Source organism: Mesorhizobium sp. B2-3-6 (genome assembly GCF_006442305.1).
Taxonomy (GTDB): Bacteria; Pseudomonadota; Alphaproteobacteria; order Rhizobiales; family Rhizobiaceae; genus Mesorhizobium.
In genome coordinates, this window is the sequence record NZ_VFVW01000008.1 from 30,769 (window position 1) to 52,061 (window position 21,293).

The 21,293-nt window shown below is 64.4% G+C and carries 18 protein-coding genes; 11 read left to right on the forward strand and 7 right to left on the reverse strand.

Going from position 1 to position 21,293, the window contains the following annotated elements:
• The first annotated feature begins 33 nt into the window (after positions 1-33).
• The 4 genes from FJ953_RS22150 to FJ953_RS22165 all read left to right on the forward strand — a co-directional run bounded on the left by FJ953_RS22150 (position 34) and on the right by FJ953_RS22165 (position 4,123).
• A complete protein-coding gene (locus FJ953_RS22150; protein ID WP_140625069.1) occupies positions 34-1,221 on the forward strand; it encodes an ABC transporter permease in 1,188 nt (395 codons plus the stop codon).
• Position 1,222: 1 nt separating this feature from the next.
• Positions 1,223-2,041, forward strand: coding sequence for an ABC transporter ATP-binding protein (locus FJ953_RS22155; RefSeq protein WP_140498922.1), 819 nt, complete (start codon positions 1,223-1,225; stop codon positions 2,039-2,041).
• A gap of 14 nt (positions 2,042-2,055) precedes the next feature.
• Complete coding sequence (locus tag FJ953_RS22160) at positions 2,056-3,429, forward strand: MlaD family protein (RefSeq protein ID WP_140564477.1); 1,374 nt, start codon at positions 2,056-2,058, stop codon at positions 3,427-3,429.
• A 94-nt stretch (positions 3,430-3,523) separates the two neighbouring features.
• Positions 3,524-4,123, forward strand: coding sequence for an ABC-type transport auxiliary lipoprotein family protein (locus FJ953_RS22165; RefSeq protein ID WP_224518948.1), 600 nt, complete (start codon positions 3,524-3,526; stop codon positions 4,121-4,123).
• A 32-nt stretch (positions 4,124-4,155) separates the two neighbouring features.
• Here the strand turns inward: FJ953_RS22165 and FJ953_RS22170 are convergent, their stop codons facing one another.
• Both FJ953_RS22170 and FJ953_RS22175 read right to left on the reverse strand, forming a co-directional pair.
• Positions 4,156-4,770: a 3'-5' exonuclease gene (locus FJ953_RS22170; RefSeq protein ID WP_140625070.1), complete on the reverse strand. Its 615-nt coding sequence runs from the start codon at positions 4,768-4,770 to the stop codon at positions 4,156-4,158.
• 97 nt (positions 4,771-4,867) lie between these two features.
• The gene (locus FJ953_RS22175) at positions 4,868-11,020 is read right to left on the reverse strand and encodes a kinesin (RefSeq protein ID WP_140625071.1); all 6,153 of its coding nucleotides are present in this window, start codon (positions 11,018-11,020) and stop codon (positions 4,868-4,870) included.
• Between the two features lie 272 nt (positions 11,021-11,292).
• Here FJ953_RS22175 and FJ953_RS22180 point away from each other — a divergent pair, with 272 nt between their 5' ends.
• The 3 genes from FJ953_RS22180 (at position 11,293) to FJ953_RS22190 (ending at position 13,446) form a co-directional block, all read left to right on the forward strand.
• The gene (locus tag FJ953_RS22180; protein ID WP_140525377.1) at positions 11,293-11,661 is read left to right on the forward strand and encodes an Hpt domain-containing protein; all 369 of its coding nucleotides are present in this window, start codon (positions 11,293-11,295) and stop codon (positions 11,659-11,661) included.
• Between the two features lie 98 nt (positions 11,662-11,759).
• Entirely contained in the window at positions 11,760-12,080 is a 321-nt protein-coding gene (locus tag FJ953_RS22185; RefSeq protein ID WP_137931040.1) for a 2Fe-2S iron-sulfur cluster-binding protein, read from the forward strand.
• Positions 12,081-12,411: 331 nt separating this feature from the next.
• Positions 12,412-13,446: an NAD(P)/FAD-dependent oxidoreductase gene (locus FJ953_RS22190; protein ID WP_140625072.1), complete on the forward strand. Its 1,035-nt coding sequence runs from the start codon at positions 12,412-12,414 to the stop codon at positions 13,444-13,446.
• 11 nt (positions 13,447-13,457) lie between these two features.
• On the opposite strand, the gene FJ953_RS22195 is transcribed toward FJ953_RS22190, so the two are convergent.
• Positions 13,458-14,933: an MDR family MFS transporter gene (locus FJ953_RS22195; protein ID WP_140625073.1), complete on the reverse strand. Its 1,476-nt coding sequence runs from the start codon at positions 14,931-14,933 to the stop codon at positions 13,458-13,460.
• A 240-nt stretch (positions 14,934-15,173) separates the two neighbouring features.
• The gene (locus FJ953_RS22200; RefSeq protein WP_181165355.1) at positions 15,174-15,791 is read right to left on the reverse strand and encodes a DUF922 domain-containing protein; all 618 of its coding nucleotides are present in this window, start codon (positions 15,789-15,791) and stop codon (positions 15,174-15,176) included.
• Positions 15,792-15,942: 151 nt separating this feature from the next.
• Between FJ953_RS22200 and folP the strand changes: the two genes are divergently transcribed.
• The 3 genes from folP to folK are packed head-to-tail and all read left to right on the forward strand — an operon-like array spanning position 15,943 to position 17,668.
• Positions 15,943-16,794, forward strand: coding sequence for a dihydropteroate synthase (gene folP, locus FJ953_RS22205; protein ID WP_140625074.1), 852 nt, complete (start codon positions 15,943-15,945; stop codon positions 16,792-16,794).
• Positions 16,795-16,797: 3 nt separating this feature from the next.
• Positions 16,798-17,157 (forward strand): dihydroneopterin aldolase, encoded by a 360-nt coding sequence (gene folB / locus FJ953_RS22210; protein WP_140498905.1) that lies wholly within the window; start codon positions 16,798-16,800, stop codon positions 17,155-17,157.
• Positions 17,141-17,668 (forward strand): 2-amino-4-hydroxy-6-hydroxymethyldihydropteridine diphosphokinase, encoded by a 528-nt coding sequence (folK, locus tag FJ953_RS22215; protein ID WP_140498903.1) that lies wholly within the window; start codon positions 17,141-17,143, stop codon positions 17,666-17,668. The genes folB and folK overlap by 17 nt, the downstream gene beginning before the upstream one ends.
• On the opposite strand, the gene FJ953_RS22220 is transcribed toward folK, so the two are convergent.
• Together FJ953_RS22220 and FJ953_RS22225 are read right to left on the reverse strand one after the other, a co-directional pair.
• Complete coding sequence (locus tag FJ953_RS22220; protein ID WP_140525372.1) at positions 17,660-18,205, reverse strand: DUF924 family protein; 546 nt, start codon at positions 18,203-18,205, stop codon at positions 17,660-17,662. The genes folK and FJ953_RS22220 overlap by 9 nt on opposite strands.
• 12 nt (positions 18,206-18,217) lie before the next feature.
• On the reverse strand, positions 18,218-20,053 hold the full coding sequence (locus FJ953_RS22225; RefSeq protein WP_140625075.1) for a monovalent cation:proton antiporter-2 (CPA2) family protein: 1,836 nt from the start codon (positions 20,051-20,053) through the stop codon (positions 18,218-18,220).
• Between the two features lie 262 nt (positions 20,054-20,315).
• Between FJ953_RS22225 and FJ953_RS22230 the strand changes: the two genes are divergently transcribed.
• Complete coding sequence (locus FJ953_RS22230; RefSeq protein WP_140547541.1) at positions 20,316-20,582, forward strand: hypothetical protein; 267 nt, start codon at positions 20,316-20,318, stop codon at positions 20,580-20,582.
• Positions 20,583-20,665: 83 nt separating this feature from the next.
• On the opposite strand, the gene FJ953_RS22235 is transcribed toward FJ953_RS22230, so the two are convergent.
• Complete coding sequence (locus tag FJ953_RS22235) at positions 20,666-21,217, reverse strand: hypothetical protein (RefSeq protein WP_140498896.1); 552 nt, start codon at positions 21,215-21,217, stop codon at positions 20,666-20,668.
• Positions 21,218-21,293: the final 76 nt, after the last annotated feature.

The following is a 21,293-nucleotide window of genomic DNA, read 5'->3' on the forward strand; positions in this document are numbered from 1 at the left end:
CAAGGCCGGACCCGTCAGGCTAAACAGGACGCCATGTTGACCATCGGCAAGCGCGACGCAAGCGGCAAGACCGCCTCGGAGGCTGACCACGAACCGCGCGTGTCGGTCGGTGAGGAAGCAGGCGTTCTCGGCTGCGCCTTCTCGGGAATCTGGACGACGCGCACCGTGGCCGCGATCGACGCAGAGATGCGCAAAATCGAGAAACGGAGCGGTTTCAAGACCTTGGCGCTCGATCTTTCGCATATCGAGAAGATCGACACCGCCGGCGCGTGGCTGATCGACCGCCTGGTCAGCGCTTTCGAGAAGAAAGGTGTCGAGGTCAGGCTGCAGGGCCAGAGCGACGTCGCCTCGATCCTGCTCGGCGCGGTCGGCGATGCGGTGCGGCGCGAGCCCGAATCGGGGCCGGCCGGGCCGCCCAACATCGTCATTCGCGCGCTGGAGGCGGTTGGCCGCCGCGTCTACGAAATGCGCGACGATTTTCTCGCCTCGATGAACATACTGGGCGCCACGATCCGTGGCGCGCAGATGAAGCTCGGCCGCGGCCATGCCGTCAATCCGGCGGCGATCTTCAACCAGATCGACCGCATGGGCGTCGGAGCCATTCCAGTGGTGGTGCTGATGTCGGCGATCGTCGGCGCCATCGTTGCCCAGCAGGGCGCCTACCAGCTCAGCTATTTCGGCGCCGACATCTTCGTCGTCGACCTCGTCGGCGTGCTGATCCTGCGCGAACTCGGCGTGCTGATGACGGCAATCATGATCGCCGGCCGCTCGGGCAGCGCCATCACCGCCGAAATCGGCTCGATGAAGATGCGCGAGGAAGTGGATGCGCTGAAGGTCATCGGGCTCAACCCCATCGGCGTGCTGGTCTTTCCGCGCCTGGTGGCGCTGGTGATCGCCCTGCCTTGCCTGACCATCATCGCCAATTTTGCCGCACTCGGCGGCGGTATCCTCGCGGCTTGGCTCTATTCCGACATCGCACCCGCCGCCTTCATCGACCGGCTGCGCGTCGCCATCGACCTCAGCACCATTTTCGCCGGCCTGATCAAGGCGCCGTTCATGGCCATGATCATCGGCACCATCGCCTCGGTCGAGGGCATGAAGGTCGGCGGCAGCGCCGAATCGCTTGGTCAGCACGTGACCGCCTCGGTGGTGAAATCGATCTTCGTCGTCATCATCCTCGACGGGCTTTTCGCCATGTTCTATGCAGCGATCGAGTTCTGAAATGGCGATGGGAAACGGCATCGAGACCAGGGCCAAGGAGGGCGCGGATGACAGCGAGGTCGTGCTTTCGGCGCATGACATCACCGTTTCCTTCGGCGACAACCTGATCCTCGACAAACTGTCGCTCGATATCTGGCGCGGCGAGATCCTCGGTTTCGTTGGCGCTTCGGGCGCCGGCAAATCAGTTCTGCTGCGCACCATCCTTGGTTTGACGCGCAAGCAGTCCGGCACGATCAAGCTGTTCGGCGTGGATATCGAAAAGGCCGACGATGCCGAACGGCTGCGCATCGACATGCGCCTTGGGGTGCTGTTCCAGCACGGCGCGCTGTTCTCGGCGCTGACGGTGCTGGAAAACGTCCAGGTGCCGATGCGCGAATATCTCGACCTGCCGCGCAAGCTGATGGACGAACTGGCGATGCTCAAGGTCGAACTGGTCGGGCTGCCGCCGGACGCGGCGCAGAAATTCCCGTCCGAGCTGTCGGGCGGCATGATCAAGCGCGCGGCACTCGCTCGCGCGCTGGCGCTCGATCCCGACATCGTCTTCCTCGACGAGCCGACCTCGGGCCTCGATCCGATCAGCGCGGCGGAATTCGACGAGTTGGTGGTCAAGCTGCGCGATACGATGGACCTGACCGTCTACATGGTGACCCACGATCTCGACACGCTTTTCACCGCCTGCGACCGCGTCGCCGTGCTCGGCAAGAAGAAAGTGCTGGTCGAAGGCACCATCGACGACATGCTGAAGAGTGAAGAACCGTGGGTAAAATCGTATTTCCGCGGAAAACGAGCCCGGCAACTTGATCTTGCCGCGCGCGCATAGCCATAAGTGAAGCAATGGAAACCAGAGCCAACTACGTTATTGTCGGCATCTTCACGCTGGTGGCGATCCTCGCGGCGTTCGGCTTCGTCTATTGGACGGCGGCGATCGGCGACAAAGGCGAGACCACATTGTTGCGCGTGCGCATCCCTGGCTCGGCTTCCGGACTTGGCCGCGGCAGCTTCGTGCTGTTCAACGGCGTCAAGGTCGGCGACGTCAGGCGCGTCTATATCGATGTCGACAATCCGACGGTCGCCATCGCCGACACCGAGATCGACCGCATGACGCCGATCACCAAATCGACGCAGGCCGATATCGGCCTGGCCGGACTGACCGGACAGGCCAATATCGAACTCAAAGGCGCCGACCCCAAGGAAGTAAAACTTCTCGACCAGGCCGAAAAGGAAGGCAAGGTCGCCGAGATCGTGGCCAACCCGTCGGCGGTGACCAATCTTTTGCAGACGGCGCAGAACATCTTCACGCGCGCCGACACGGTACTGACGCAGCTGGAGGGGTTCACCAAGGATGTGCGCGGGCCGCTGACGCAGACCGTGCAGAATGTGCAGACGTTCTCCGACGCGCTGGCCAGGAATTCCGACGGCGTCGACAAGTTCCTGTCCGCGGTCAGCGCGCTGTCCGATGAGCTGAAGGGTGTCTCGGGCAAGCTCGACGGCACGCTGAAGGCGGCCGAAGGGCTGCTCAATGCCGTCGACAAGGACAAGATCAAGAGCATCGTCGCCAATGTCGATACGGTGACCGGCAACCTCAAGGAAACGTCCAAACAGCTCGATGGCGTGATCAGGAATGTCGATACGGCCGTGGGATCGGTCAATGATTTCGCCAAGCAGACACAAGGTACGCTGGCCAAGGTCGACGGCGTGCTCGACGGCATCGATCCGGCGCAAGTGCGCACGGCTCTGGCCAACATCCAGAAGGCAAGCGAAAGCGCCGACAAGGCCGCCTCGGACATCGCCGAGGTGACCGGCAAATTCGCGAACAGGGCGGACGACATAGACGAGACGATCAAGGATGCAAGGCAGCTCGCGCAGCGGCTCAACGACGCCTCGGTGCGCGTCGACGGCATCCTGGCCAAAGTCGACAAGCTGCTCGGTTCGGGGCAGGCGGACGGCGTGATGGCGGACGCCAGGGACACGCTGAGGTCGTTCAAGCAGGTTGCCGATACGCTGAATTCGCGGCTTGGCGTCATCACCGACAATATAGCCCGGTTCTCCGGCCAGGGCCTTTCGAATGTCGAAGCGCTGGTTCAGGACAGCCGCCGTTCGATCAGCCGCATCGAGGAGGCGGTTACCGACCTCAGCCGCAATCCGCAGCGCATCCTGTCGGGCGGCGAGGGCGAGGTTCGGCAGTATGATGGCAGGGCGCGGCGTTGACTTCGGTCTCGGCTCGCCGCAGAAACAGTGTCTGCATCCGCGGGTTGTTTTTACAATCCAGGGATAGTGAGGCCGGGGACAGCAGGGATCGCGCGTGAAGTCGACGATTGTGTTCAGATCGGGCGTGGCCTTGCTTGCCTTGACCCTTGCCGGTTGTGCCGCGCTGCCGGGCGGCGGGCCTGCGCCGCTTGACACGTTCGAACTGTCGGCGCCATCGGTCGAGGCGCATGGCCACAGCCGTCGCCAGATCCTGATCGCCCAGCCGTCCGCGCTCAAGGCGCTGGACAGCCAGAACATCGTCATAAAGCCGTCCCCACGCTCGATCCAGTACCTCAAGGGCGCGCAATGGGCGGACCGGCTGCCGCTGATCGTGCAGGCTCGGCTGGCCGAGACGTTCCAGCGCTCGGGCAGCTTCGCCGGCGTGGGCAAGCCGGGCGAGGGACTGGCGATCGATTACCAGGTCATCGTCGAGATCCGTTCGTTCGAAGTCCGTGTCGACGGCGGCGATCATGCCGAGGTCGACCTGTTCGTGCGCATCCTCAACGACCGCAACGGCGAGGTGCGTGCGTCCAAGAGCTTTACGGCGACCGCGCCCGTCTCGGGCAGCGGCAACCAAGGCTATGTCGGCGCGCTCGATGCTGCCTTCGGCGACGCGGCCAAACAGATCGTGCGCTGGACCGATTCGGCGATCTGAGCGGCGAGCCCGGGCGGGCGCCAGCCACCAGGCTACAAGCGGTCGAAGGCGTCCGGCCGCAGCTTTCCAGTCTTCATCAGGTGCTGCAGGGTGTAGGTTACGGACAGCGCGTCATCGAGCGCATCGTGTCCCTGCAATGGCGGGTGTTGAACGCCATAATAGTCGGCAAGCTTGTTGCTCGGCGTCCTTGCCAGGTCCTCGATCGGCATCCCGGCCGAGATCAGCAGCTTTACGGCATTGTCAAAACGGGCGGCCGGGATGGAAGCGGGGATGCCTGCGATATAGCAGCTGATGGCTATCATGTTCAGTTCGTCCTTGCCCCAGGACCAGAATCGCGCCCCACCCGAGAAACGATCGATGTCAACAAGGGCTTCTCCTAGCGCGACCCCCTCGATCTCCAGCTTTTCTTCTGTGATGCCAGTCAGCTCGGTGAAGAAAGGGTCGAGCGCGTATCTCCTGCCAAACCGGTCGATCGGTCTGACATAGGCCTTGTGCGTGCCCAGGACGGGAAAGTCGTCTTCGAGCCCAAGCCTGACCGCGCCGATCTGCGCGATGACCGGGTCGGGATCGTGGGCCGCGCACCAGAATCTGCGTTGCGAGCCCTCAAGGCAAAGAAACTCGCAGTCGAATATGATCGCCGTCTTCACAAGTCAGAGATCCAGTTCCGGATGCGACGTCCACCCTTCCAAGCCAAAAGGCGGGAGACAAGTCCCCCGCCTTTTTTCATTGGCTGTCTGCCGCTGCCTAGTGCAGGCGGCCGCTGGCGTGGGCCAGCATGGTGTAGACCTTGCCTGTATCCGAGGTCAGGTAGGTCTGCGCCATGATGTTGTCGCGGTCGTTGCGCGACACGTCCTTCAGCAGCTTCTCGAAATCATCGCAGTAGCGGTCGACGGCGGCGCGGAACTCTGCCTCCGTCTGGTACTTGCGACGGATCTCGTCGAACGTCTGCTGGCCCTTCAGCGTATAGAGCCGCCGCGTGAACACGTCACGCTCGCCGCGCCGGTACCGATTCCACAGTTCGATCGACGCATCGTGATCGATGGCCCGTGCGATGTCGACGGACAGCGAGTTCAGTGATTCCACGACGTGAAGCGGCGAACGCTGGGCAGGGGCGGCGCGCGGTGCGTCGGCGGGTGTTGCCGGCTTGGCTTCGTCCTCGCGCGACGCCCCGCTCAGGAGATCGCGCACCCAGCCGCCCTGTTGCGTGCGGGCGCCGGCGTCGGGACGCTGGCGCGGCGCCGTGTCGGCGGGGCGCTCCAGGTCAAGCGTGCCGCGTAGCGCCGTGCCGCCCGCCGGCGCCTGCGGCGCGCGAAGTTCCGGCTGTGGCGCGGGAGCGCGGCGCGGCGGCTCTGCCGCGCGGGGCGCTGCCGGGGCTTGCGGCGCCGGGCGCAGATTGCGCGATTCCAAGGGCTCTCCACCACTGCGGCCGGACTTCGCAACGATGTCCGAAAGCTCCTTCAGGGCGTTGATCTGCTCGGAAACCGCGCGGCGGATGGCCGATGTCGATTCCTTGGCCTCTTCCGGCATCTCGATGACGCCCTTCTTGAGCTCGGCGCGGGTGAGGTCGAGCTCGCTCTTGATGGCGCCGGCGGTGCGGCGCATCTCCTCGGTCGCGTCGGAGAAGCGCTTGGTCGCCGAATCGACGACGTCGGTGATGGCGTTGCGGATCTTGTCGGCCGATTCCAGCGTCCTGCCTTCCGCATTTTGCAGCGTCTGGCCGACCAGATTCTCGAACGAGCGCATGACCCTTTCGAGATCTTCCGACTTCTTGACCAGGCCGACAGCGAGATCCTCGAGCGAAGACTGCCTTTCGAGCGTGTGTTCGAGGTTGCTCTGGGCCGAGCTCAGGAGGTCCGAAGCACCGGCGAGCAGGCGGCTGTGTTCATCGAACTTGGTGGCGATCGACGCGACCTCGCGCAAGGTCGACGACGACAGTTCCGTCAGCCTTGTCGTGTTCGAATCGACCAGCCTTGCCGAGCTGGCGAAGGTCTGCGCCGCTTTCTCGGTGGTTGCCGCGAAGCTTTGCGTGCTGCCGGTCAGGCGTTCGTCGACCTGGCCGAGATTGGCCGCGGCCTGTTCGATCAGCTGACCGAGCTGCGCGCTCGACGTGGTCATTCGGCCGATCAGGTCGGCGACACTGTCGGATAGCGACGAGCGGGCACCTTCGACCGCCGAAAGGGTCTCGGCGGTGCGGCTGGCGAGCGCGTTGACGAGGGCTGCGTTTTCGCTGCGCAGCTTCTCGGCGGCACGTTCGGTGACCTCTTCCATGCTCTTTTGCAGTTCCGAGCCGCCCTGGGCGAAACGCTCGACCAGCGGCCGCGCGGTCTCGTCGAGGATCTTCGACATCTCCGCCGACCGTGCCGCGAGCATGGTGTTGAGCTCGCGGGTGTTGGCGCCGATCGTCTTGGCGGCGTCGTTGGTGCTCTGGCCGATATGCTGGCCGACCGCGGTGAAGGTCTCCGCGATGACATTGGCGCGCGACACGAGTTGCGCCTCGGCGCTCGACACCTGCTCGTTGAGCTTCTGGCCCATCGTCTCGGCGGTATGGGCGAGCCGGTTCTCGACGCTGGCGATCTGCTCTTCGACGCGGGCAGCAGCCGTTGCCGCGGTCGATGCGAGCCGCTCGTCGGCGCCGGCGAGCGCCTGCTCGATTTCACGGGCATGCGCGGCCAGCTCCTGGCCGGTCTGGCGCGCACGGTCGGCGACCCTCTGCTCCGTGCTGGTGAAGGCGCCGACGATGCTCTGCGCATGTTCGCCGATGGTCGAGGTGCTGGCGGCGATGCGGGAAACCAGTCGGTTGTCCGCATCATCGAAGATGCGGGCGATTTCGGAGGCGCGGCCTGACAGCGCTTCCGAACCTTCGGCGATGCGCGAGACCAGGTGCTGGTCGGCGGCGTCGAAGATGCGGCCGAGATCCGCTGCACGCGCGGCAAGAGCTTCGGCCGATTCGCCGATGCGCATGCCGAGCCGCTGATCGGCGCCTTCGAAATTGCGCAGGATATCGCCGGCGCGGGCGGCCAGCGACTGTGCCGTTTCGACGGCCCGGGCAACCAGCTTCTGGTCGGCCGCGTCGAAGGTGCCGGCAATCTCGCTCACCCGAGCCGCCAACTGGTCGGCGGTCTCCTGGGCGCGGGCGGCCAGCTTCTGGTCGGCCGCGTCGAACGTGCCGGCGATTTCGCTTGCACGGGCCGCAAGCTGATCGGCGGTTTCATGGGCTCGCGCCAACAAGGAACTGGACGCATCGTCCGCGCGGGCAAGCAAGGCGCTCGACGTGTCTTCCGCACGGGCGTGGAGACGGCGATCCGCCTCCTCGAAGGTGCGGGCGATGTCTTCGGCCCGCGCCAGCAGGGCGGCCGAGGTCTGCTCGGCGCGCTCGGCGATCTTGCGATCCGCATCGGAGAAGGCTTGGCCCGCCTGCTCATGCAGGACGCTGGTGACCTCCAGGACCTTCTCGCGCAAGGCACCGGCCACGAAGACGGCGCTCTTCTCGAGCACGTTGCGCACATTGTCGACGCCTGTCGACAGCGCACGCTCCATGGTGCCCGCACGCTCCTCGATGATGCCGGTCTGGCGACTGAACGCCTGCTCGATCTTGTCCACGTCGGCGGCGATCGCAGCGGAGATGTCGGTGCTCCTCGCCGCGATCTGGTCGATGTGACCCGACAGTGAACGATCGATATCCTTGCGGGTCTCGGCGAGCCTGCCGAGATCGTCTTCCAGCGCGCGGCTCAGCACGTCGCGGCCTTCGGCCAGCTTGCCGACATGTCCGGCGATGATGCCGTCGAGATCGCCACGGCTCTCCGACAGCCTCTGCAAATCGGCCTCCAGCGCGCGCTTGAGGATGTCGCGGCCTTCGGCCAGCTTCTCGACCTGGCCGGCGACAAGGCCGTCGATGCTCGAGCGGCTTTCGGCCAGCTTGGCGAGATCGTCCTCGAGTGCCTTCGACAGCACCGAACGCTCCTGGACAAGCCGCTCGGAGTGGCTATTGACCAGTCCGTTGACGTTTTCCAGATCGTCTTCGAGTGCCTTCGACAGCGCCGAACGATCCTGGACAAGCCTTTCGGAGTGGCTGTTGACGAGAGTGTTGACGTTTTCGAGGTCGGCTTCGAGCGCCCGGGCGAATTGTCCCCGATCTTCGACCAGTTTCTGGGACTGGTCGGCGACGGTGCTCTTGATCGTATTGAGATCGGCTTCCAGCGCACGGCGCAGGATGTCGCGGCCTTCGGCCAGCTTCTCGACCTGGCCGGCCACCAGCCCGTCGATGCTCGAGCGGCTCTCGGCCAGCTTGGCGAGATCCTCCTCAAGCGCTTTCGACAAGGTCGAACGGTCCTGGACCAGCTTGTTCATGTGGTCGGCAATGACGCTGTTCACGTTCTGCAAGTCCGCCTCGAGAACCCGCGACAGCTGCCCGCGGTCCTCGGCCAGCCTCTCGGACTGGCTCGATATGACGCCCTTGATCGCGTTGAGGTCGGATTCCAGCGCCCGCCTGAGAATATCGCGGCCTTCGGCCAGTTTCTCGACCTGACCGGCGACCAGGCCGTCGATGCTCGAGCGGCTCTCGGCGAGCTTGGCAAGGTCGGCTTCAAGGGTCTGCGACAGCAGGCTGCGATCCTCGGCCAGGCGGCCCGAATGGTCCTCGATCAGCCCGCGTATGCTGGACAGATCGTCCTCCAGCGAACGGCCGAGCTGCGAGCGGTCTTCCGCCAGTTTCGCCGAATGCGCCTCGATGAGGTCCTTGATGCCGGCGATGTCGTTCTCCAGCGCCCTGGCGAGTACCGCGCGGCCCTCGGCGATCTTCTCGACCTGACCGGCGACAAGGCCATCAATATCGGCGCGCGTGTCCACGAGCTTGCCGAGGTCGGTTTCGAGCGCGCGCGAGAGAATGTTGCGGCCCTCGGCCAGCTTGCCAACATGTCCAGCAACCATTTCGTCAATGATTGTACGGGCTTGCACCAGCTTTCCGGAGTCTTCGTTGAGAGCCTGGGAGAGCCGGTTGCGGCCTTCTTCCAGCCTTTCGAGGTGGCTGCCGAGCGAAGCGTCGATGGCAGCGCGCGATTCGTTGACCTTGCGCAGATCTTCTTCGAGAGCGCGCGCGATCAGGCTGCGGCCTTCGGCCAGCTTCTGCACCTGGTCGGTTACCGCAGCATCGATGCCGGCACGGCTCTCGGCGAACTTGGCCAGATCGGCCTGCATCGCGGCCGCCATGCGCTCGCGGCTCTCGGAAAGGCTGCGGCTGTGATTTTCGACCGCTTCCTCTATGCCCACGCGGGCATCGGCAAGCCGCTGGATATCGGCATCGAACGAGCGCGAGACGACGTGGCGCGCCGCTTCCATGCGTCCGGCGAAATCGCTGGCGCGCGCTTCGAGCATGGACGAGGTCGACGTGACGATATCGGCCATGTCGGCGCCGATCTGGGTCTTGCCCTGGTCGATCATCGCCGTCAGCGTGTCCTTGCTCTCGGCGAAGGTGTGGGCGATTTCGCGCGCGCGTTCGACCAGCGTTTCGTTGATCTGCCGGGCACGGGCTTCGAGTGCTGCGTTGAGCTTCTGCGTGCCGGTGTCGAGAGCCTCGGCGCGGGTCTGGAACTCGCTGATCAGCGCCTGGCCGCGCTCGGCGAGCGTGCGCTCGATGCCGTTGAGGCTGGCCTCGAATTCCGAATTGAGTGTGCGCGCGGCGCCACCAAGCAGCGACACCATGCCGTTGGTGCGATCGTCGAGCAGGTCGGTCAACGACCGGGTCAGGCCGTCTGTCGTGTCCGTCAGCTTGGCGATGCGCGTGTCGAGCAGGCTGGCGAAAGCCTCGCCGGAAGTCGAAAGCTTGTCGGTTATGGTGTCGAGCCGTCCTTCCACCGAATCGAAGATCGACAGCGAACTTTCGTTGATGCGGTCGATAAGCGTGTCGCCGGAATTGGTGATGGTCATCGACAGTTTGGTCGATGCATTGAGAATGCTGTCGCGGATGAGGTCGCTGGCAGCGCCGATTTCGTCCTTGAGGGTGTCGTGCGCGCCGGCGATCGAAGCGCGAACCCGCTCCGCATGGCTGACGACCGCCTCGCGCTCGCTGCCGAGCCCGTCGACGAGCGAGCGGATGCGGGTTTCGTTTTCCGAATAGGAGCGCTCGATCTGGTTGACCTCGCTGTGGACCAGCGTTTCCAGTTCGACGGCGCGGGCCAGCGTGCGTTCGATGCCTTCGCCCATGGCGGCCACCTCGCGGCGGACGGCCTGGCCGATCATCATGACGCGATCCTGGGCCATGTTTTCCGGCTCGGTGAGGCGGAAGGCCACTTCCGTCATCGACTGGGCGGCGATGCGCATGTCCTGCGCGCGGCGAATCATGGCGGCGAAGGCCCAGAACAGGATGACCGGCACGATGGCCGCGACAGCAAGGCCGATCAGTTCGGGACGGGCGAAGAACTGGTCGAGCGTGCGGATCCTCCAGATGCTCGGCCCGAAGAGGAGGTTGGCCAATCCGCCCGCGCCGGCGATCCAGGCCAGCGAAACGAAGGCGATAACCCAGTAGATCGTGTTCGAGGCGCGCCGGTTGAGGCTGTGCAGAAGCGTCTTGTAATCCTTCTGACGATCGTCATTGGCCGGCGAGAAGCCGGCGGGCTGACCGCCATTGCGTGTTTCGACGGGGCGCAGTTCGGCGGGTCTGGTCTTTGGCGCGGGATTCGCGGCCTGGGCTTGGTTGACGACGGGTGCCTGCGTCTGATTGCGTCCCTCGCGCGCCAATTCGTCGGCGGCCTGGGATATCTGCGCTTCCAGATCTTCCATCGAGGCCGCGATATCGAGGTCGCCGCTGCCGGTGTCGCCGCTGAGGTCGAGATCGAGTGCCTTCTCGAGTTCCCTGGCCACATCGTTGTCCAGAGATCTGGTCGTCGTTGTTTTCTTCGCCATGCCTTCGCTACCCTGTACTAGCTGCCGCGGGCTTATGATTTTGGTTGTCGCACCCACGCGCAGGAGGCTGAAAATGGACCCCTCGTATCGTAATGACACAGGGGGGTAAAGAAAACATGCATTCCGCGGGATACGTAAAACTTTAAATATAAGGTTAACGGAAGCGTGATTCCGGCGCCGCTTTCGCAACATTTTTTCCGGCCATCCATTAACCCGTTGTCCATTGGATTCGCCTAGTTTTTCAGGCGGCCGAAGAAGCGGAGTTCGAGTTCATGCGTGGCGAAAGCGGCATTGCCTTCTCAATGCCCGGGGGCGATGTATCGGGAACGAGGCGGTCCCGACCGGTCGATTTGGCACACCTTGCGCGGCAGACGATGGGCGACCGCGGCCTCGAACAGGAGGTGCTGGCGCTCTTTGTACAACAGGCGCTGTCGGTGCGCGACAGGATAGTCGATGCGGACATCAAGGACCGGCTGCTCCTGGCGCACGGCCTGAAGGGTTCGGCGCGTGGTGTCGGGGCCTTTGCCATTGCCGATTGCGCCACCGAGATAGAACGGCAGCCGGAAGACAGCCAGACGCTTACGCGGCTCGGCAAACTGATCGACGAAGTGCGCGATTTCATCGCCGCCATCAACCGCTAGACCCGTTTGCGGAAAAACGTCACCGAGCGGCGCTTTCTCGCCGCAGTTGACTTGTGTGCCCGAGTGATTATCTCGGCGGAAACTCCCTCAGGTGACAAATGACCAAACTGACCTTCATTGCCCATGACGGCACACATTTCGACGTGGATGCCGAGAACGGCTCGACGGTCATGGAAAACGCCATCCGCAATGCCGTGCCGGGTATCGAAGCGGAGTGCGGCGGCGCCTGCGCCTGTGCAACCTGCCACGTCTATGTCGACGAGGCCTGGACGGCGGAAGTCGGCGAGCCGGAAGCAATGGAAGAGGACATGCTGGACTTTGCCTACGACGTCCAGCCGAATTCGCGGCTATCGTGCCAGATCAAGGTGCGCGACGCGCTCGACGGACTGGTGGTGCGGGTGCCCGAGCGCCAAGGCTAAAAGCCGATTTTTGCCCGAGGCAATGAATCCGGGCAGGGGGTTCCTTGGGGGCCGGCTGTTGACGTCGCCTTGAATGGAAAACCCGCCTGTGCGGCGGGCCTCCGGCGCAACTCAGCACCATAACCAAATATCTACCATAGTTGCGGGCACCCCGTCAAGAAAAAATTCCTATCTTGGGAGATGCCGGCCATAAAAAATTGCCGGCGCAGCCGGACTGGCGGTCGTCCAGCCTTTCTTAATCCGGTTCGCAGCTCTGATTTTTGCCGCCACCGCTTGGCAGCAAGCCGGTGGTCATGCAGTCTCACGCCAATCCAGCAGCGAGGCGCGCACCATGACCGGCATCACCAGGACAGACGTACTCATTGTCGGGGCAGGGCCGGTCGGCCTGTTCGCCGTGTTCGAGCTCGGCCTGTTCGACATGAAGTGCCACCTGATCGACATCCTCGATCGGCCCGGCGGCCAATGCGCGGAACTCTATCCGGAAAAGCCGATCTATGACATTCCCGGCTGGCCGTCGATCTCGGCGCAAGGCCTGGTCGACAAGCTGCTCGAGCAGATCGCGCCGTTCAAGCCTGATTTCACCTACAATCGCATGGTCTCCAGTCTCGAGAGACTGGAGGACGGCGGCTTTCGCGTCACCACCGACGAGAACGAGGTGTTCGAGGCCAAGGTGGTGGTGATCGCCGCCGGCGGCGGCTCCTTCCAGCCAAAACGCCCGCCCATCCCGGGCATCGAACCCTATGAGGGCAAGAGCGTCTTCTATTCGGTGCGCCGAATGGAAGATTTTCGCGGCCACGACCTCGTTATCGTTGGCGGCGGCGATTCAGCGCTGGACTGGACGCTCAATTTGCAGCCGGTGGCAAAAAGCGTGACGCTGGTCCACCGGCGCCCGGAGTTCCGCGCCGCGCCCGACAGCGTCAACAAGATGTACGCCATGCAGGAGATGAAGCAGCTGGACTTCCAGGTCGGGCAAGTGACCGGCTTGACCGGCGCCGAGGGCCAACTGACATCCGCCCTGATCAAGGGGCAGGACGGCGACATCGAAGTCCCTTGCACGCGGATGCTGCCCTTCTTCGGCCTGACCATGAAGCTCGGACCGATCGCACAATGGGGGATCAATCTTCACGAGAACCTGATTCCGGTCGACACCGAGAAGTTCCAGACATCGGTTCCGGGCATCTTCGCGGTCGGCGATATCAACTGGTATCCCGGCAAGCTGAAGCTCATCCTGTCGGGCTTTCACGAGGTCGCGCTGATGGCACAGGCGGCGAAGCGCATCGTCAGCCCGGGCGAACGCATCGTCTTCCAATACACGACCTCGTCGACCAGCCTGCAGAAGAAGCTCGGCGTGGTGGAGGCCTCTTGAGGCGTGCCGCTTCAGTCCGCCAGCACGGGGGCTTCGGGACGGCCCCGCAACGGTTTCTCCGGCATCAGGCTGAGCGTCAGCAGCGCCATGATCAACATCACCACGGCGGCGACGAAGATCAGCCCGAAGGCGGCAGCTTCGGCACCGGCGCCGGTCGCCTGCGCGCCTTCGCCCGCCAGCGGCAGCCCGTTGCCCAGGGCGACCGCACCGAGGATAGCAACGCCGAGCGCACTGCCCAGCGAGCGCAGGAACGTCAGAACGCCGGTGGCGACGCCAAGGTGCCTGGGGTCGACTGCGTTCTGGACAGACACCGTGGCCACCGGAAAGGTGGTTCCGCTGCCGAGCCCGACGCATGTCGTCAGGATCTCGACAACCAGCAGCGAGGCGTGCCCCGCCACCAGGCTGAGGGCGCCGAGGCATAGAACGGCGAAGGCCAATCCGAAGATGGCGATCCGCTTGTAATGGACGAAACGCGGAATGGTGCGCCCGCTGAATGTCGCGCCGGCCACCGTGCCAAGCATCAGCCCCAGGAGGGCGGTGCCGGATTCGCTCGCCGACAGGCCGATGACCGACTGGAGATAGACCGGCAGGTAGACAGACAGGCCGATATTGGCCGCCTGCAGAAGGAACATGGAGAGCGTGCCGGCAAGGACGATCGGGTTGCTCAGTACCTCGAGCGAAATCAGCGGCTCGGTTGCGCGCAGCAGCCGCAGCGCAAAGGCGCCCCACAGGACCAGGGAACTGGCGATCAGCCCGAGGATCTCCGTCGACAGCCAGGGGTATTCGCTGCCGCCCCAGTTCAACGCCAGAAGCAGCAGGGCCGTGGCGGCGACGAGAAGCAGCGCGCCCAGCCCGTCTATGCGGTGCCGTCTTGCCGCGACCGGCAGCTTGCGCAGCGGCTTGTTGATGATGGCCATGGCCAGGATGCCGAGCGGAATGTTGATCCAGAAGATCAGCGACCAATGGAGATGTTCAGCGAACGTGCCGCCGAGCAACGGCCCGGCGATGCTGGCGACTGCCCATGTGCCCGAGATCCAGGCCGCATAGCGTGCCCGCTCGCGTGGCGGCACGAGGTCGCCGATGACGGTCTGCGCCAGGGCGAAAAGCCCGCCGCCGCCGGCGCCCTGGATCGCGCGGCCGATCACCAGCACGAACATGTTGGGCGCCATCGCACTGACCAGCGAGCCGGCGAGGAAGATGAGGATCGCGCCATAGACGGTCGGCCGGCGGCCGTAGACGTCGGAGATCTTGCCGTAGAGCGGCGCCATGGCGGTTGCGGTCAGGAGATATCCGGTCACTATCCAGGGCAGGTACTCGGCGTGGCCGAGCGCTCGCGCGATGGTCGGCATGGCCGGCGCCACAATGGTCTGGTCAAGTGCTGCCAGCAGCATCGACAGGAGAACGCCGCCGATAATGGCGTTCTTCTCGCTTTCCGTCAGCGGCGCGCTCGCGGCCGCCACGGCCTGCTTGTCGACAGCCTGGTCCATAGTCTTTCGTCCATATGCTTGCGCGCGCCGTCCGGTGCGTCGGCTGGGCTAGCCGGGTTGCATCCGCGGCGCGATCGGTCGTGATGCTCGTGTTTGAAAGGTCGTGCCCTTGCCAACCCCTGATATGTCGTCCCGTATAGGCCGATTTCGACCGTTGCCCGGAAATTTTTCGAAGCTGGCACTACGCTTCGGCCCGGTTGGCTCGCACCGCCGCCCCTTAGGCGACATACATCAGGACGTTCACGTCGGCGGCAACCGGCCGTTGCCGATGCGCTCGACGCGATAGCGCAGGAGCCGCAGGATGCGGCTTTCGAAATTGACGCTTTCGACGCGATCGAACTGCACCTGGGCACGGTCGTGTCTGGCGAGAATGGCGGCGGTGATCTGGGCGGCCTTGGCCTTCGCCGCATCGCAGTCCTTCTGCGGGTAAGCGGCTTTCAGCGCGTCTTCCAGTTCGCGGGCGTGATTCTTGGCGATCTCGACATGGCGTTCCTCATGGCGCTTGATGTCGGCCGACAGCGTGTCCCAGAACAGCCGCACATCCGCGTCGGCCTTGCGTGGGCGGCTCCATTCGGGAAGGATAACCTTGACCTTGACGGTCACGGCGGCGTCGGCGATCCGGCAGGAGCCGGACTGCCCGGCATAGCTGATGCGCGTGGTGAAGGCCATCTGTGTGGCGCCGGGATGCCGCGAGCCCGTGCTCTTCACCTGCGGACCACGTTTGGAAAGCTGTGCCTCGATGTCTTCTAGCGTCCTGCCGCCGACGGCGAAGTAGCTATATGTCTTGACGAGATTGGCCGCGCCCGCCGGAACGGCGGTGGCGGCAAGCAGCAATGCGCAAAGCAGGGTTCGTTTCATCAGGTTGCCTCTCGTCCTACCTTGCTTTACGGCCATTGCCGGCGCAACGGAATTGATCTGGTGCGGATCACACATGGTTGATGAGCCCCACGGTTGATGAGCCACACGGTTGATGAGCCACACGGTTGATGAGCCCCATGGTTGATGAGCAATGACGGCGAGGCGATGGCAGTTGGCGCACGGGCGTCATCTCGACCTTGGCGAGAAGGCCGTGGTGGTCGGCATTCTCAATGTCACGCCCGACAGTTTTTCCGACGGCGGTCTGTTCGATGCCGCCGAAACCGCGCTGGTCCAGGCGCGCCGCATGCTGGGCGAAGGGGCCCTGGTCGTCGATGTCGGCGGTGAATCGACTAGGCCGGGCGCGTCCGCGATCACGGCGGGCGAGGAGCAGGCGCGCATTCTGCCGGTGATCGAGGCGCTGGCGCGTTCCGGCGAGGTGCTGATTTCGGTCGACACCTATCGTGCGGAGACCGCGCGGCTGGCCGTCGCGGCCGGGGCGCATATCGTCAACGACGTCTGGGGCTTGCAGCGCGAGCCGGACATTGCGCGTGTCGCAGCCGAAACCGGCGTGGGGCTCATCATCATGCATACCGGGCGGGATCGCCGGAAACTGCCCGACGTCATCGCCGACCAGTTCGCGTTCCTCGAAAAATCGCTTGAAATCGCCCGCCGACACGGCATCGCCGACGATCATATCGTTCTCGATGCCGGCTTCGGCTTCGCCAAGGAGACGGCCGAGGATAACCTCGACCTGATGGCGCGGTTTTCCGAGCTCAACGCCCTCGGATTTCCGCTGATGGCCGGAACCTCGCGAAAACGCTTCATCGGCACCGTCACTGGCCGCGATGCCGCCGAAAGAGGGGCTGGGACTGCGGCGACGAGCGTCATACTGAGATTGAAGGGCGCCGACCTGTTTCGCGTCCACGATGTCGCAATCAACGTGGACGCGCTGGCCGTGGCGGATGCTATGCTGGCGCGCGAAACCGCCGCTTCGGAACGCTGAACCATGTATGTCATCCGCCTGAAGAACTGCGCCTTCTTTGCCCGGCACGGGGTGCTGGACGAGGAGGAGGCGCTCGGCCAGCGCTTCTATGTCGACGCCTCGCTCACCGTGGAGCCCGGGCGCGCGCTGGTCGACGATGCCATCGGGGAAACCGTCAACTACGGCGTTGCCTTCACGGTGATCGAGGAGATCATCACCGGACACAGGCGCTTCCTGATCGAGGCGCTGGCCCTGGAAGTCGCAAAAGCCCTGACGGAACGCTTCCCGCAGATCAGGAAAGCCGAAATCACGGTCCGCAAGCCGAATGCGCCGGTGCCCGGCGTGCTCGATTACGTCGAGGTGACCGTTGTCTGGCCGCAGTAACACCGTCTATCTCAGCCTTGGCGGCAATCTCGGCGATCCGGCGAGTTCGATGGCGGCGGCGCTGCGCCTGCTCGACGCCGATGCCGCCACTCGCGTGGCCGCGGTGTCCTCGCTCTACCGCACGCCGCCCTGGGGCAAGCTCGACCAGCCCGACTTCCTGAACGCCGCCGCGGAACTCTCGACACGGCTCTCGCCGCGGGCATTGCTCGACCTGTGCCTCGATGCAGAGCGCAAGCTGAAGCGCGTGCGCGAGGAGCGCTGGGGGCCGCGCCTGATCGATATCGACATCCTGGTTTTCGGCGACCGCGTCATCCACGAAACCGGCTTGGAAGTGCCGCATCCGCGCATGCTTGAACGTGCCTTCGTGCTGGCGCCGCTGGCCGAGATCGCGCCCGATCTTGCGGTAAGCGGGCGAAGCGTCTCGGAGCGGCTGGCCGCCGTCGATGCGGCCGGTATCGAACGCCTGCCGTCGGGCCGCGACTGGTGGCTGGATAGACCAGCGTCAGCCTGAGAACCCGCCATCGTCCAGAAAGGTTTTTTCCTCCGGCGTGGTCTCACGACCGAGCATCTTGTTGCGATGCGGAAAACGGCCGAAGCGCCGGATGATGTCGAGGTGTTCTTCGGCGTATTTGAGGTAGTCCGGCGCGTTGGCCGCGGTGAGCTCGACCGACCGTTCCTGGTCGGCGAGCAATTCCGAATGTTCGAACGGCAGATACAGGAACACCCGCAATTCCGGTTCGAGCGCCAGATCCTGGCCTGACGTTACGGCTTTTTGGGCAAAATGCTTCGCCAGCGGGTCCGTGGCGTACATGTGGCCGGTGCCGCGAAAGCAGTTGCGCGGAAACTGGTCGAGCAGGATCATCAGCGCCAGCGAGCCTTCGGCATGCTCCGACCAGCCGTCGCATTCGCGCCGTGCGGCCGCGTAGTGCAGCTCAAGAAAGCGGTTGCGGAAATCGCCGTCGAAAACATCGCTCTTTTCGAACCATGCGTCCGCTCCGGCATCACGCCAGAATCTGGTGACCGACAGGGCTCTGCTGTCCAAATCCATGCTTTTCTCCTATCAATCCGCCGGCTCGGACTTGTGCAGAACGCCGGCCGTTTCCTCGTTGAGCGCCTGGCCGGGGCGGCGCGGCGTGGAGAGCGGCGTCGGGATCGGCGTGCCGATATTGCCCTTCAGGAAGCGCTGTCCGGAGCGGATGCCTTCGGCGAGTTGCGTCTCGAAGCGGGCGGTGTCGCGGCGGCGGACGTCTTCGACCACCTCGGCGACGTCTTCCGGGTCGACGCCCAGGGCCTCCAGCGTCGAACCGCCAAAAACCAGCGCCGATTCGAATGTTTCACGCAGCTGATAGTCGACGCCTGTGCGGATGAGCTGTAGCGCGGTGCCTCGGTCGAAGGCGCGCGCCAGCACGGTGAGCAAGGGAAACTCGGCTTTGACGAGCTCGGCGATGCGTACGGCGGCATCGGGTTTGTCGACGCAGATGAGCACGGCGCGTGCGCGCCCGGCACCGGCAGCGTGCAGGATGTCCAGCCGCGTGCCGTCGCCGTAGTAGACCTTGAAGCCGAAATCGGCCGCCGCCTGGATCATCTCGACATCGTTGTCGATGATCGACACGTCGATGCCGCGCAGCAGCAATGGCTGGCTGGCGATCTGGCCGAAGCGGCCGAATCCGATGATCAGCACGCTGCCGGTCAGCCCTTCGGCGACGTCGACGCCATCCAGCGACAGCTCGTCGCGCGGCGTCAGATACCGCAACGCGACGATCGCCAGCGGCGTCAGCACCATGGAGATGATGACGATGGCCGTCAGCGTCGCGTTGGCCTGGCCGTCGATGATGCCGACCGAAGCTGCAGCCGAATAGAGGACGAAGGCGAATTCGCCGCCTTGCGCCATGAAGACGGCGCGTTCCAGCGCCTCGCGATGGCCCGACTTCAGGATGCGGGCGACGATGTAGATGCCGAGCGCCTTCATGACCATGTAGGCAACGACATAGACGGCGATCAGCCGCCAGTTCTGAACCATCACATGCAGGTCGAGCGACATGCCCACGGCGAGAAAGAACAGGCCGAGCAGGATGCCGCGAAACGGTTCGATGTCGGCTTCGAGCTGGTGGCGGAAGGTCGATTCGGATAGCAGCACGCCAGCCAGGAACGCGCCCATCGCCATCGACAGGCCGCTGAGCTGCATGGCAAGCGCGGATCCGAGAACGACCAGAAGGGCGGCCGCCGTCATCACCTCGCGGGCGCGGGCATCCGCCAGGATGCGGAAGAAAGGGTTGAGCAGAAAGCGTCCGGCCAGCACCAGGCCGATGATCGCCGCAAGGCCGATGCCGACCTCGGCCAGCCGCTCCGACAGGCTGGTGTCGGTGCCGCCTGGCGCCAGGAACGCGATCAGGGCCAGCAGCGGCACGATCGCCAGATCCTCCAGCAGCAGGATGGAGACGATGCGCTGGCCCTTGGGCGAGGCGATTTCGCCGCGCTCTTCCAGAAGCTGCATGACGATCGCCGTCGAGGTCAGCACGAAGCCGGCTCCGGCGACGAAGGACTGCGCGATGGAAAAGCCTCCGGCTATTCCCACGCCGGTCAGCAAGACCGCGCAGACACCGACCTGAAGCGCGCCCAGGCCGAAGATCTCGCGGCGCAAGCCCCAGAGCCGCGACGGCTGCATCTCCAGCCCGATAATGAACAGGAACATGACGACGCCGAGCTCGGCGACATGGAGGATGGCTCCCGATTCGGAAAACACACCGATGCCGAACGGGCCGATCACCACGCCCGCGGCCAGATAGCCGAGAATCGAACCCAGGCCCATACGTTTGAAGATCGGAACGGCGACAACACCCGCGGCGAGCAGCGCCACCACCTGAACAAGCTCGCTGCCCGCTGCCTCTGCCGCCATTCCCGCCATTCCGCTCGTTTGAGGACCGCACCTGTGCGGTCGGGTCAAGACGCCTCGGATCAGGCGCCAGCGCCCCAAGGATAGGGGCTTCGGCGGGCATGTAACAGCCCGAATCCTGCGGCGGGCAATGTTGCAGGCACGTTACACAAGTTGAGCGCGAGGCCGCGTTGCGTCTGGCTGCAATCGGAGGTTAAGCACGCTCGGCTTCGGCCAGTGGAGGGTGTGGCGATCAAGCCGCGCCCTTTTTGAGGAGATGACTGACATGAAGAAGTTTTTGCTCGTTGCCGTCGGCCTGGCGGTGCTCGCCGGCTCGGCTTGCTCCAAGGCGCCTGAGTGCACGGCCGAGGTCGCCACCAAGAAGGCGCAGGACATGGCCGCCGCGCTGCAGGAGGCGGTTACCAAGGATCCGTCCAAGGCGGCCGATCTGACGGCCAAGGTGCAAGAGGTGACGACCAAATATCAGGGCACCACGACCCTGGCCGACGCCTGCAAGGCCTATGATGAGGTGACGGCGGCGATCAAGGGCTGATCGTTCCTATCGACGTCTTCAAAAGGAGGCGGTGGCGATGGGCCGCCGTCTCTTTTTGTCTGGTTACAGGCGTCGATGCGCGCTCAGTTCGGCGCGATGGAGCCGACTTCGATCGCGTCGACCCGCTTCAGGCTCATGCCGATCACCGGCACCAGCTGGTCCGCGACGCGCACTGCAACCGTCACCGTCATCGAATTGTCGTCGGGGATGCGTGCCTGCATGACGCCGCGCAGCTGGTTGCGGTTGATGGTGAACACCACCTTGCGGGCATCGACCACATTGCCGCCGATGATATCCAGGCCGGCACCGGCCGCGCCGCCCATGAAGGAGCCTTTGTAATCGCGCCCCTTGCGCTCGATCTTGGCCGACATCGGCTGGGTGAACATGCCCACCCGGCAGCCGCCGTCGAGCGTCATGCCCATCTTGCCGTCGGGCGTCGAGCCGGTGAAGCTGCAATTGAACTTCGTGCCCTTGTATTTGCCGGCGACGATCTCGCCCGGGCCCACCCACTTGCCTTCGGCGGACCGGAAGAACTGCTTGTCCGGCTCCGCCGCGGACGCCTGTGCGGCAATGCCGGCGACAGTGGTGATCGCGACCGCCAGGGGCAACAGGCTGGACAGAATTACGCTTTTCATCGACGACACCCGGCAACAAAGAGGCTGTTTTGGAACCAGTGCGACCATGAACAAGATTGGTTAATGCTTCGTCACT